This is a genomic window from Deinococcus yavapaiensis KR-236, assembly GCF_003217515.1.
In the GTDB taxonomy this organism is placed as follows: Bacteria; Deinococcota; Deinococci; order Deinococcales; family Deinococcaceae; genus Deinococcus_A; species Deinococcus_A yavapaiensis.
This window is the reverse complement of the sequence record NZ_QJSX01000004.1, coordinates 302,728-314,816: the sequence shown is the minus strand read 5'-3', so window position 1 is coordinate 314,816 and position 12,089 is coordinate 302,728. Positions and strand designations below refer to the sequence as shown.

At 67.2% G+C, this 12,089-nt stretch carries 10 protein-coding genes; 3 read left to right on the top strand and 7 right to left on the bottom strand.

From position 1 onward, the window contains the following. Positions 1-84: 84 nt before the first annotated feature. The 4 genes from DES52_RS07225 to DES52_RS07210 all read right to left on the bottom strand — a co-directional run bounded on the left by DES52_RS07225 (position 85) and on the right by DES52_RS07210 (position 5,135). A complete protein-coding gene (locus DES52_RS07225; RefSeq protein ID WP_245900785.1) occupies positions 85-1,419 on the bottom strand; it encodes an MATE family efflux transporter in 1,335 nt (444 codons plus the stop codon). Positions 1,420-1,490: 71 nt separating this feature from the next. Then, positions 1,491-3,158 carry an FAD-dependent oxidoreductase gene (locus DES52_RS07220; protein WP_110886111.1) on the bottom strand — a complete coding sequence of 556 codons (1,668 nt, stop codon included), beginning with the start codon at positions 3,156-3,158 and terminating at the stop codon, positions 1,491-1,493. After that, positions 3,155-4,555 carry a sensor histidine kinase gene (locus tag DES52_RS07215; protein ID WP_110886110.1) on the bottom strand — a complete coding sequence of 467 codons (1,401 nt, stop codon included), beginning with the start codon at positions 4,553-4,555 and terminating at the stop codon, positions 3,155-3,157. The genes DES52_RS07220 and DES52_RS07215 overlap by 4 nt, the downstream gene beginning before the upstream one ends. A 1-nt stretch (position 4,556) precedes the next feature. Then, the gene (locus tag DES52_RS07210; RefSeq protein WP_110886160.1) at positions 4,557-5,135 is read right to left on the bottom strand and encodes a cob(I)yrinic acid a,c-diamide adenosyltransferase; all 579 of its coding nucleotides are present in this window, start codon (positions 5,133-5,135) and stop codon (positions 4,557-4,559) included. A 74-nt stretch (positions 5,136-5,209) separates the two neighbouring features. On the opposite strand from DES52_RS07210, the gene DES52_RS07205 reads away from it, so the two are divergent. The 3 genes from DES52_RS07205 (at position 5,210) to DES52_RS07195 (ending at position 7,182) form a co-directional block, all read left to right on the top strand. Continuing rightward, complete coding sequence (locus DES52_RS07205) at positions 5,210-5,812, top strand: LysE/ArgO family amino acid transporter (RefSeq protein WP_110886109.1); 603 nt, start codon at positions 5,210-5,212, stop codon at positions 5,810-5,812. A 174-nt stretch (positions 5,813-5,986) separates the two neighbouring features. Next, entirely contained in the window at positions 5,987-6,388 is a 402-nt protein-coding gene (locus DES52_RS07200) for a GNAT family N-acetyltransferase (RefSeq protein WP_245900783.1), read from the top strand. A gap of 35 nt (positions 6,389-6,423) precedes the next feature. Then, entirely contained in the window at positions 6,424-7,182 is a 759-nt protein-coding gene (locus tag DES52_RS07195; RefSeq protein ID WP_110886108.1) for a sugar nucleotide-binding protein, read from the top strand. A 4-nt stretch (positions 7,183-7,186) separates the two neighbouring features. Here the strand turns inward: DES52_RS07195 and DES52_RS07190 are convergent, their stop codons facing one another. The 3 genes from DES52_RS07190 to DES52_RS07180 form a co-directional block, all read right to left on the bottom strand. Beyond that, positions 7,187-9,217 (bottom strand): thioredoxin domain-containing protein, encoded by a 2,031-nt coding sequence (locus DES52_RS07190; RefSeq protein WP_110886107.1) that lies wholly within the window; start codon positions 9,215-9,217, stop codon positions 7,187-7,189. 107 nt (positions 9,218-9,324) lie between these two features. Continuing rightward, the gene (locus DES52_RS07185; RefSeq protein WP_110886106.1) at positions 9,325-10,674 is read right to left on the bottom strand and encodes a S8 family peptidase; all 1,350 of its coding nucleotides are present in this window, start codon (positions 10,672-10,674) and stop codon (positions 9,325-9,327) included. A gap of 142 nt (positions 10,675-10,816) precedes the next feature. Next, positions 10,817-12,025, bottom strand: coding sequence for a cysteine desulfurase-like protein (locus DES52_RS07180; RefSeq protein ID WP_110886105.1), 1,209 nt, complete (start codon positions 12,023-12,025; stop codon positions 10,817-10,819). Positions 12,026-12,089 lie beyond the last annotated feature (64 nt).

The window sequence follows — 12,089 nt, the reverse complement described above, 5'->3', positions numbered from 1 at the left end:
CCGAGAAGATGACTTCGAGTGAGAATGTACGCCCGCCGTTCTTTCGCTTTTCTTACAATTCTTTTACACCCGGGCACTTCCGGATCACAGCGTCCGCCCTTGCCAACGTCCGCTGCGAAAGCGCCACACGTACGCCAGGGCCGCGACGATCATGTACAGCAACGCCGCCGCCCACGCGCCCGTCACGCCGAAGCGCGCGGCGAGGAACACCGATCCGAGGACCATCACGATCCAACTGCCCGTCATCGTCACGACGAGGCGGAAGCGAGTGTCGCCCGCCCCGCCCAACGCTCCGCCGAGCACGATCGCGACGCCGTCGAGAATTTGGTACGCCGCCATCACCGCCAGAATCGGCACGCCGAGGCGCAACACGCCCGCGTCCCCGTTGAACACGCCGAGCAGTTGCCTCGGGAAAAGCAGGAACAGCGCGCCGAGCACGCTCATGAAGGCCGCCGCGATGCCCGCGCCGCGCCAGCCGACCTTCGCCGCGACGTCCGTCCGGCGCGCTCCGAGGGCGCGCGACACGAGACTGCCCGTCGCCGCCGACAGAGCGAACGCGGGCAGAAAACCGAGGCTCGCGAGCTGATTGGCAATCTGGGACGCGGCGAGCTCCGTCGCCCCGAGGCGCGAGATGACGCCTTGAAAGGCGGTGAAGGCGCTCACCTCGCCGAGTTCCGTCACGCCGACGGGCAAGCTTACGCGAGCGAAACTCGCCATCTCCGCGCGCCTCGGACGCAAGAAGGGAAAGCCGCCGAACAGCCCGCCGTGCAGACGATGCAGCAGCGCGAACGCCAGAATCTGCTGCACGATCACCGCGACGAGGGCCGCCCACGCCGCGCCCCGCACTCCCCAGCCGAAGACGAACACGAACAGCGACGCCAGGACCGCGTTGAGGATCATCACGAGCCACGCGAGCACCATCGGCGTGCGCGTATTGCCCAGCCCCACCATGATCGACAAGCTCACCGTTCCGATCAGCACGAACGGCGTCTCGAAGATGCGGACGTGCGCGTACGCCCGCGCGATGCGCGCCACGACCGGGTCGGGCTGCAAAAGCGCGAAGGCCACGTCCACGATCCACGGTCCCGCGAACGCCAGCGGAACTCCGATCAGCGACAACGTCAAGAACACGCCCGCCCAGCGGCGCACCCCGGGGCGGTCTCCCGATCCGAGCGCCCGCGCCACGAACGTCGCCGCCGTGTTGAGGCTGCCCCGAAACAACAGCAGGATCGTCAGAAGCACGATGCCCGCGAAGCCCACCGCGCCCACTTCCGCGACGCCGATGCGACCCACGATCAAGGTGTCCGTGAAGCCGACGGCGGTGTACGCGAGATTCGAGAACATCAAGGGCCCGGCCAAGGTCAGCAGTTCGCGCGTGCGGCCCGAAGGCGCCGAATCGGAAGGAGAGACGTCGGCCACGGGGGAGAGGTTAGCACGGGCAAACGCCACGCTCCCGGCGAGGAAGAAGCCGGGAGCGTGGCGTCAACGATTCACAAACTCGCCAGATGCTGGTGCACGAACGACACCGTCACGGAACCCTCGCCCACGGCCGACGCCACACGCTTGACGGAATCGGCGCGAACGTCGCCGACGGCGAACACGCCGGGCACGTTCGTCTCGAGCGGAAACGGACGCCTCGGCAAGGGCCACGCTCCGAGGTGCTCGCTCGTGAGGGCGTCTCCGACGAGGAGGTAACCGCGCTTGTCACGCGCGAAGGCGTCGCCGAGCCACTCCGTGCGCGGCGCGGCGCCGATGAACGAGAAGAGATAGCTGGCGGGACGCCGGAACGTCTCGCCCGTCGCGGCGTTCTTGATCTCCAATCCTTCGAGGCGCTCCTCGCCTTCGCACGCGACGACCTCGTGCTTCGTCAGCACCTCGATGTTCGGCGCTTCGCGAATGCGCTCCACGAGGTACATGCTCATCTTCGACTCCAAGCTCTCGCCGCGCACGAGCATCACGACGCTCGCGGCGAACTGTGAGAAGTACAAGGCCGCCTGCCCCGCCGAGTTGCCCGCCCCGACGATGAACACGTCCTCCCCTCCGCATCCGATCGCTTCGACGCGCGACGCGCCGTAGTACACGCCGCGTCCCGTCAAGGTGTCCGCGCCGCGCGCCGGAATCTTTTGCCAACTCACGCCCGTCGCGATGACGACGCCGTGCGCGCCGATCTCCGAGCCGTCCTCCAACGTGAGGTACTTGTACGGCCCTTCGGCCCGCATGCTCGTGACGTCCCTCGGCGTGAGGATCTCCACGCCGAACCGCTGCGCTTGCGTGACGGCGCGCCGCGCGAGGTCGCCGCCCGAGAGGCCCGAGGGAAAGCCGAGGTAATTCTCGATGCGGCTGGACGTGCCTGCCTGACCGCCCGGCGCTTCGCGTTCGATCAAGACGGTCGACAAGCCCTCGGAAGCTCCGTACACCGCTGCGGCGAGTCCGGCGGGTCCTCCTCCGACGATCGCCAGATCGTAGAAGGGCCGCGACGCCGTGCCCTTGAGGCCGATGGCGTGCGCGACGTCCGAGACGCTCGGGCTCGCGAGGCGCTCGCCTTCGGGCAAGATCACGACCGGAAGGCCCTCGTCGTCTTGACGAAGCTCGGCGGCCTGCGCGTCGCCTTCGAGGTCGTAGAAGGTGTACGGGACGCCGTTTCGCGCCAAAAAGTCACGCAACTCGTGCGATTTCGGCGACCAGCGATCCCCGACGATCTTCACGCCGCCGAATCCCGGCTTGTAGTCGCCGCGCCAATCGGCGAGAAGGTCGTCCACGATCGGAAAGAGGTTCTCTTCGGGCGGATCCCACGGCTTCGTGAGGTAGTAATGCACGCGCGACTCGTTGATCGCGCGAATGGCCGCGTCCGTGTCCGCGTACGCCGTCAGGAGCGCGCGCTTCGCGCTCGGGAACAAGAGGCTCGCGCGGCCGAGGAAGGCCACGCCGTCCATGGTCGGCATGCGCTGATCCGACAGCAAGAGCGCCACGGGGTCGCCGCGTTCGCGCACCTCCTGCAAGGCCGCCAAGGCTTCCTCGGCCGATTCGGCGCGCAAGACGCGGTACTCGCCGCTGTAGCGTCGCCTGAGGTCCCGAGCGACGGCGCGCAGCACTTCCGCGTCGTCGTCCACGACAAGCAGCACGGGCTTCGGAGCCGACACGTTCGAAGAGGCAGTCATGCTCTCACTGTAGTCGTCGGGAGCGTCACGAGGAACTCCGTGCGGCCCGGACGCGAGAAGACGCGCACCGTTCCGCCGTGCTGACGCGTCACGACGCGGTTCACGAGGTCGAGTCCCAACCCCGTGCCCTCCCCGACGCCCTTCGTCGTGAAGAACGGCTCGAAAACGCGTTTTTGCACGTCCTCGGGTATGCCCGGCCCGTCGTCGATGATCGACACGGCCACGTCCTCGCCACGTCGACACGCCTTGAGGGTGATGCCGCCGCCCTCGTGCAAGGCGTCCACGGCATTCACGATGAGGTTCGTCCAGACTTGGTTCAGCGCGCCGACGTCGCCGAGGACGCTCGGAAGGTCCTCGTCGTAGTCGCGCTCCACCGTGATGTGCTTCGTGCGCAACTTGAACGCCAGCATCGTCACGGTCGAGTCCAAGCCCTTGCGGACATCCGTCTCGACGCGGTCCGCGCCTCGGTCCATGTGCGAGTAGGTCTTGACGCTCGCCACGAGATCCGAGATTCTCCCCGACGCGAGCTCCACGTCGCGCAGCAAGGCCGAACTCGCGAGGCGGAACTCCAAGTACGACACGGCCCCCGCGAGGTGCTCGCCGCACACGTCACGAAGCGCGTCGAGATCGGCGACGCGCACGCCCGCCTCCACGAGCGTTCCCGCTCGGTCCGCGCCGCCCGGCACGTCCTCGTCGTCGAGCCAATCAGCGAGCTCGTCTTCCAACTCCGAGCGCTTCAGCGTCGTCACGCGCTCCTCGGCGCGCTTGGCCGCCGCTTGCGAGACCGCCTCGATCGCCCGCACGTGATCCGGCGACGGTTGCGCGCTCAACCAGTCGATCAGCAACGCCGGAAAGTCGTCGAGGCGCCCGCGCAAATCCGACGCCGCGCGGCGCACCGCCGCCGCCGGGTTGTTCAATTCGTGCGCGAGACCCGCCGCGAGCTTGCCGAGCGCGCTCATGCGCTCGCGCTGCTCCTCGGCGAGCGCCGATTGGCGAATGCGCAGGGCCATCACCGACAAAAGCCGACCGTCGAGATCGGGCACCTGCTCGGCGAGCTCGTCGAAGCCCGCCTTGGGATAGAGGGCCACGCGGGTGTGTCCCACTGCGCGCGCCGTGGACGGAAACTCGGTCATGCGCGACCTCGGCAACATCCCGCCGACTTCGCCCGCGTTCACCACCCAGTGGCCGCGCACGACGCCGCCTTCCTCGCGCTCGTATTCCACCAAGCCCGACAAGATGAAGTGCATGTGCTCGGCGGGCTCCTTGGCGCGCACGAACACCTCGCCGTCCTGCATGTCGCGCACGTCGCAACGCTGCGCGAGCCATTCGAGGGCGGACGTCGGAAGATCGGCGAGCACGTCCACGTGCCTCAACTCGTCCACGGTCGGTGGTTGCATGTCAGCTCTCCTTGCGGCCCTTCACGTGCCACTCGTCTTCGCGCAAGCCCGCTCTCGCGTTCACCGCGCGCGCCATGACGAACAGCAAGTCCGAGAGACGGTTGAGATAGATTCGCGCCGCGTCGTTGACGGGCTCCTCGTGACTGAGGTGCACCACGTCACGCTCCGCGCGCCGCGCGACGGCCCGCGCGACTTGCAGCGTCGCCGCGACGATCGTGCCGCCCGGATGGATGAACCGCGTCAGCTTCGGCGCGCCTTCCTGGTAGCGGTCGATCATCTCCTCCAAGAAGGTCACGTCCGCGTCGTCGATCCGGCTGATGTTCTTCGCGTACGGACTTTCCTCGCGCGTCGCGAGGTCCGCGCCAAGGTCGAACAACGCGTTTTGCAAGTACGCGAGGTCCGCGTCGAGCGCCTCGTCACGCGTCGCCTGGGCGTGCAAGTGTGCCCGCGCCACGCCGAGAAGGCTGTTGACTTCGTCCACCGTACCGTACGCCTCCACCCTGGGATGAGCCTTGCTGACGCGGTCCGCGCCGTAAAGGCCCGTCTCTCCCCGGTCCCCGGTCTTCGTGTAAAGCTTCATGAAGTCCACGATAGTCGCCTCGACGAACGAACCTTGCCGTCCTGTCTTACAGTTCATGATTTACACTGCCTCGCGTGCGCGCCCTGCTCGAAGGACTCCTGCTCGGCTTCGGCCTCATCGTCGCGATCGGCCCGCAAAACGCCTTCGTGCTGCGCGCGGGCCTGCGCCGTCGTCACGCGTACGTCGCGGCGCTCGTGAGCTCACTCGGAGACGTCGCGCTCATCACCGTCGGGGTGCTGGGAATCGGTTCGCTCCTCGCCGCGAGTCCTCTGCTCGTGCGGCTCGCCACGATCGGCGGGGCGCTCTTCCTCGCGTGGTACGGCGTCGGCGCCCTGCGCTCGGCGCTCCAGCCCGGCCGAGTCGACCTCGATGGCAACGCCCCGACGTCGGCGCGCGACGTCGCCCTCGCCGCCGCCGGATTCAGCCTGCTCAACTTTCACGCCATCCTCGACACGGTCGTCCTGCTCGGCACCGTGTCCGCGCGCTTCGAGGGTCCTCCTCGCGCCGAGTTCGCCGTCGGAGCGATGCTGGCGTCCGTGACGTGGTTCTTCGCGCTCGCCTTCGTCGCCTCGCGCCTCGCGTTCCTCTTCGCGCGTCCCGCCGCTTGGCGAGTCCTCGACTTCTTCGTGGCGACCGTGATGTTCGCCCTCGCCGCTCGGCTGCTGCTCGCCGCGTGACGCATCGCTCGCCTGGAGAAGGCTAGGAACTCGTCGGCTACTAGACCGAAGGCGGGAGTAGCGCGCAGCAACACTTCTACTTCAAGCGGCTCGCTTCTCCTTGACGTCGGACGTTCGGACGGCCTCCCTGCAAAAGAGGTCGTCCGCCAAAGTCGGAGCGTGCATCATGAACGCGTGATCACGTACACTTCCGACTTGTCGACCGTCACCGCCGAGCATCTCACGGGTTTCTTCGTCGGCTGGCCGAACGCGCCGCGACCCGAGACTCTGTTGCGCCTCCTCCAGGGAAGCTACCGAGTCGTGCTGGCGCTCGAGGGCGAACGCGTTGTCGGCTTCGCCAACGCCGTCAGCGACGGCGTCCTCAGCGCCTACGTTCCCTTGTTGGAAGTCCTGCCGGAATACCAGGGGCGCGGGGTCGGCTCGCAGATCGTTCGCCGCTTGGCGCGTGACTTGTCGCACCTGTACATGGTGGACGTGTTGTGCGACGAGGACGTCGTGCCGTTCTACGAGCGTCTCGGCTTGCGGCGCGCGACGGGCGTGATGCTTCGCAACTACGAACGCCAATCGGGCGAGTAAAGTCGAAGCCCCGCCTCGCCAGGTACGCTGACGTCATGCGAATCCTGCTCACCGGTTCTCACGGCACGCTCGGTCCGAAAGTCGCGCGGGTGTTCACGCGTGACGGCGCGACCTGCGTCGGCTGGGACCGCGACCGCGTTTCCCCCGACGACGAGCGCGCCTCGCTGACCTTTTTGGACGAGGTGCGCCCCGACGCCATCGTGCACCTCGCGATGGGCAGCGAACGGTGGGCGGCCCTGCTCGCCGCGTGGGCGAACGAGCGCGGCATTCCCTTCGTGTTCACCAGCACGGCGATGGTCTTTCACCACGAGCCCGACGGTCCTCACCATCGCGACGACGAGCGCACGGCCCGGGACGACTACGGGCGCTACAAGATCCGCTGCGAGGACGCCGTCACGGCGAGCCATCCGGGCGCGACCATCGCGCGCATCGGCTGGCAGATCGACGAGGACGCGACCGGCAACAACATGCTCGCTCACCTCGACGCGTGGCAGCGAGAGCGCGGCAAAGTCGAGGCGAGCCGCGCGTGGCGTCCCGCGTGCTCGTTCATGACGGACACGGCGAGCGCCTTGTGGACCCTCGTGACGACGCCGCGGGCGGGCGCCGTTCACCTCGACAGCAACGCGCGCGGTGGCCACACGTTCGACGAGGTGGCGCGCGCCCTCGCCCGTCGCTTCGACCGCGCTTGGACGATCGAGGTGAACGAGGCGTACGCGCACGACCAGCGGCTCGTCGGGAACGAGCGCCTCATGCCCGACCTCGCCGATCGCCTCACGGCGTTGCGAGGCGCGTGACGCTTCAACCGTTCAAACTCGCCAGTTGACGCGCCAGCGTCTCGACGTCCCTCGCCGGCAAGTCGCACGCGAAGTTGCGGCACACGTACGCCACGCCGTCACCACTTCGTCCTTCCAGCACGGGCAGCCCTTCGCCCGTCTCGCTCGGCGCGAGGACCGCGAAGGGCAGGAAGTGACGCGCCACCTCGCGCTCCAAGACGCGGCGCGATCGCGAACTGCCCAGAATCGCGACTTCCACGGGCGGCGCTTGCAAGAACGCGTGTGCTTGCCACAAGCCGCCGAAGCCGCTCGGCGCCGACAGCATCTCGTTCGAGAAGGACGCGACGACTCGCCGAGCGATGCGCTCTCCCTCCTCGTCGCCGAAGTAGCGGCTCATCCACAGCCCCAACTGGGCGGCGGCGGCGTTGTCGCTGAGAATGGCCGAGTCGAAGGCGCTTTGCGTGCGCGTGATGAGGGCCTCGGCACCGGAGGCGGTACTCCAGAAGGCGCCCGACGCTTCGTCCCAGAAGTCGCGTCGCACGACGCTCCACAACTCGCGCGCCCACGTCAGCCACCGCAAGTCGCCGCTCGCTCCGTACAGGCTGACGAGCCCGAGGCCGTACAAAGCGTGATCTTCGAGCAGTCCCGTCACCTTCGCCGCGCCGTCCTTGTACGTGTGATACAGCGTTCCGTCCGGTGCGCGCAGGTGCTCGTACACGAACTCGGCGTTTCGCACGGCGACGGCCAGGTAATGCTCCTCGCCGAAAATCCGGGCGGCGTCAGCGAACGCCGCGAGGGCCAGGCCGTTCCACGACGTCAGGATCTTGTCGTCCGTGCCGGGGTGGACTCGGGTCTCGCGCGCCTCCATGAGGCGCAACTTCGCTTCTCGCAGGCGCTCGATCACCGCGCCCTCGTCCTCACCGACTTCGCGGGCAAGGTCGGCGGGCTTCAAGACGACGCTCAGAACGTTGCGCCGCCCGAACTCCGGGTGGTGCGGATCGGTGAAGTTGCCGCCCTCCGTGACGCCGTAGTAGCGCCGCGCGAGGTCGGCGTCCTCGCCGAGCACTTCGTCGAGTTCCTGCGGCGTCCACACGAAGAACTTGCCCTCGATGCCTTCCTGATCGGCGTCCTGCGCGCTGAAAAAGCCGCCTTCGCCCGAGAGCATCTCGCGCTCCAGGTACGCGAGCGTTTCGCGCACGGTCCTCGGAAACCACACGTTGTCGCTGAGTTGCGTCGCCTGGAGGTACACGCGCGTGAGTTGCGCGTTGTCGTACAGCATCTTCTCGAAGTGCGGCACCAGCCAGCGCTCGTCAACGCTGTAACGGTGAAAGCCGCCTCCCAGTTGATCGTAGAGGCCGCCCGTCGCCATCTTCTCGAGGGTCGTCATGGCCATGTCGCGCTCGCCGGGCTGCGTAAGCAGGTACGCGAGGGTCGTCGGAGCGGGGAACTTCGGAGCGCCGCCGAAGCCGCCGTGCGTGGCGTCGAACACCCGCCGCAAGCTGGCGAAGCCGCGCGCCTCGAAGTCGCGCGGCAGGTCGCGTTCGGGCCGTTCTTGCGCCATCTGGTCGCGCAAGAACCCCGTGAGGCTGTCCGCGTTCTGCGCGAGGTCGTCGCGCCGCTCTTGCCACGCGTTGGCGACGCTGACGAGCACACGCCGAAAGGACGGCATGCCGTAGCGATCGGCGGGCGGAAAGTACGTGCCCGCGTAGAACGGCTTGCCGTCGGGAAAGAGAAAGACCGTCATCGGCCAGCCGCCTTGCCCCGTCGCCGCCTGCACGGCCGCCATGTAAACGGCGTCGACGTCGGGGCGCTCCTCGCGGTCCACCTTGACGTTCACGAAGTGCTCGTTCATGAACGTCGCCGTCGCCGCGTCCTCGAAGCTTTCGTGCGCCATCACGTGACACCAGTGGCACGTGGAGTAGCCGACCGACAGCAAAATCGGCTTGTCTTCCACGCGCGCCTTTTCGAACGCCTCGTCGCTCCACGGAAACCAATCGACAGGATTGTCACGGTGTTGACGCAGGTACGGAGACGTCTCCAAGGCGAGTCGGTTCATGCGGCCAGGGTAGAGGAGACGCTTTGGCCGCAAGTGGGAGAAGCATTGTGGTGGGTGAACGAACGAGAGGCGCCGAGCCAATGTGGCTCGGCGCCTCTCGTTCGCGCTTACTTGCTCAACGCGGCAAACGCGTCGAGGCGACCGCCCGTCACCGTGATGCCGCTGAGGGACGGCGTGGGCACGGCGCTCGACAAGATGGCGTTCTTGATTTGCGCGGCGCTCGCGCCGGGGTGGGCGGCAGCGTACAAGGCAACGGCGCCCGTCACGTGCGGCGTTGCCATGGACGTGCCGTTGTACGACGCGTACTTGTCGTACGGCACGGTGCTGTTGATGCCCGAACCGGGCGCGCCGATGTCCACGGTCTTCGCGCCATAGTTCGAGAAGCTCGACCGACCGCCCGACGACGTGATCGCGGCGACCGCGATGATGTTGGAGTTGTCGTAGGTGCTGGGGTAGTGAGGCGTCGCGTCGTTGTTGTCGCCGACTCCGTCGCTGCCGCCGTTCCCGGCCGCCGCGACGAACAGGATGCCCGCCGTGTTCGAGCGCTCGATCGCGTCGCGAAGCGCTTGCGAGAAGCTGCCGCCGCCCCACGAGTTGTTCGTCGCGACGATGTTGAGCCCCTTGTTCTTGAGGCCGATGAAGTAATCGAGGGCCTTGATGGCGTTCGCCGACGTGCCCCCGTTGCGCCCGAGGAACTTGCCGGAGATGAGGCGGACGTTGTGGTTGACGCCGACGACGCCAACGTTGTTGCTGCGCGCGCCGATCGTGCCCGAGACGTGCGTGCCGTGCGCGTCGAGGCTGCCGCGGTTTCCGCCGTCGTACACCGTGTTGTCGTTGTTGGCGAAGTCCCAGCCGTACTTGTCGTCCACGAAGCCGTTGCCGTCGTCGTCTTTGCCGTTGGCCTCGATTTCGTTCGGATTTCCGACGTTTCCGGCGAGGTCGGGGTGATTGTATTGAATGCCTTCGTCGATGATGCCCACGTAGACGGTGCTGCTGCCGACACTGCCCGACGCCCACGCGGCGGCGGCGTTCGAGCCGAATTGATTGGCCGGAGTCGTCGACGGGCCGTACATTCCCCACAAGCTGCCGTTGGTGAAGTACGGATCGGTCGACGTCGCGTCGTGGTGGTAGATGAAGTTCGGCTCGGCGTAGCGCACGTCACCGCGGGCGCCGAGCGAAGCGACCGCGCTTTCCACGCTTTGCCCGCTCGACAGTTTGGCGAGCACGAGGGGCGCCCCGTCCGACGCGGCGACGACCTCGACGCTTTGCACGCCGAGGGTCGCGGCGAGCGCCGTCAAGGACTGGGCGCGCAAGCTCGAGTCGAGTTGCACGAGCACTTCGCCGGGAACGAACTCGGCGGCTTGTGCCGAGGGCGCCGAAGGCGTGTTCGAAGTCGATCCGCACGCGGCGAGCAAAGCGGTCAAGGTAATGAGGCCGAACAGACGTGCATTCTTCATGAGCCCTCCGTACGACGAAACGACGACGACCTCGTGAGAGGACGTGCCTGTCTCTGATATGAATGGCACGACTTTAACACGTTCCGGCGCCAGGGGATGAGAAGAACCGAACTTCGAATTCTTCGGCCGAGTTCTAAAGACATCATGAAACGCCCGTCAGGCTGCGAACGCCCTCCAACAACCGCTCGATCTCCTCGTGCGTCGTGTAATGCGCGATCGACGCGCGCATCGCGCCGTTCGGAAGCAATCCCAGCGCCTCCATCGGCAAGATCGCGTAGTAGTGTCCTGTCGCGACGGCCACGCCGCGCGCGGCGAGGGCACGCCCCGCTTCACGCGGCGCCAATCCCGACACGTTGAAGCACGCCGTACCCACGCGGCCCTCCACGCTTCGCCGTCCGTAGAGCGCCACGCCGTCCGTACTCGCCAAGCCCGTCACCAAGTGCTCCACGAGCGGCGCCTCCAACGCCTCGATGCGCGCGTACGCTCGCCGCAACGTTTCGCGCGAGAACGCGCCTCCGCCGAGATCGGCCAAGTACGCCAAGCTTCCCAGCCAGCCCGCCCACAGCTCGTGCTGCGCCGTTCCCGGCTCGAACTTCGTGACGTTGTCGTCCTCCACGAAGCTCAGCTTGTCGGCGGGCAGGCTCGGCAGGAGGTCGCGGCGTACGAACATCAAGCCGAGGTGCGGCCCGAACACCTTGTACGGGCTCATCACGAAGAAATCCACGTCGAGCGCCTCCACGTCGGGCAAGTGGTGCGGCGCGACGTGCACGCCGTCCACGAGCAGCCACGCGCCGACCGAGTGCGCCAAGGCCGCCGCTTCGCGAATCGGCGTCATCGACCCGATCGAGTTCGCCGCGCCCGTCATCGCCACGAACCGTGTCTCGCGCGTCAAGAGGGCTTGCAAGTCCGCCGGATCGAGGATGCCCTCGGGCCACTTCGCGCGCCACACCTTCACCGTCACTCCGAAACGCTCCAAGGCCCGCCACGGCGAGTGGTTCGCCTCGTGCTCCAACTCCGACACGATCACCTCGTCGCCCGGTCCCCACAATTTTGAAAAGGCCCGCGACAACTGCCACGTCAACGCCGTCGCGCTCGGCCCGAGCAGCACTTCGCCCGGCAGGCAGTTCAGGAAGGTCGCCGACGCTTCACGTGCCCGCGCCTTGAGCGCCGTCACCTCCTCGCTGAGGCCGAAGACGCCTCCGACGTTCGCGCCGCCGAGGGTCGACATGAACCGCGTGATCGCCTCGATGGTCTGCCGCGGCAGCATGGCGCCCGCCGCGTTGTCGAGGTAGGCGACGTCGGAGGAGAGGGCGGGAAAGGAGGCGCGAAGATCACGAAGCTGGGTCGTCATTGAGGAAGTCTACGAGCTCACGGTTCAATCACGGGTGACGACCAGATGACGTCGACTTTCCCAA

What these genes read in the sequence shown, in the direction of transcription:
- DES52_RS07220 (WP_110886111.1), bottom strand. Translation starts at nt 3,158, where the DNA reads ATGACTGCCTCTTCGAACGTGTCGGCTCCGAAGCCCGTGCTGCTTGTC.
- DES52_RS07215 (WP_110886110.1), bottom strand. Translation starts at nt 4,555, where the DNA reads ATGCAACCACCGACCGTGGACGAGTTGAGGCACGTGGACGTGCTCGCC.
- DES52_RS07210 (WP_110886160.1), bottom strand. Translation starts at nt 5,135, where the DNA reads ATGAAGCTTTACACGAAGACCGGGGACCGGGGAGAGACGGGCCTTTAC.
- DES52_RS07195 (WP_110886108.1), top strand. Translation starts at nt 6,424, where the DNA reads ATGCGAATCCTGCTCACCGGTTCTCACGGCACGCTCGGTCCGAAAGTC.
- DES52_RS07190 (WP_110886107.1), bottom strand. Translation starts at nt 9,217, where the DNA reads ATGAACCGACTCGCCTTGGAGACGTCTCCGTACCTGCGTCAACACCGT.
- DES52_RS07185 (WP_110886106.1), bottom strand. Translation starts at nt 10,674, where the DNA reads ATGAAGAATGCACGTCTGTTCGGCCTCATTACCTTGACCGCTTTGCTC.
- DES52_RS07180 (WP_110886105.1), bottom strand. Translation starts at nt 12,025, where the DNA reads ATGACGACCCAGCTTCGTGATCTTCGCGCCTCCTTTCCCGCCCTCTCC.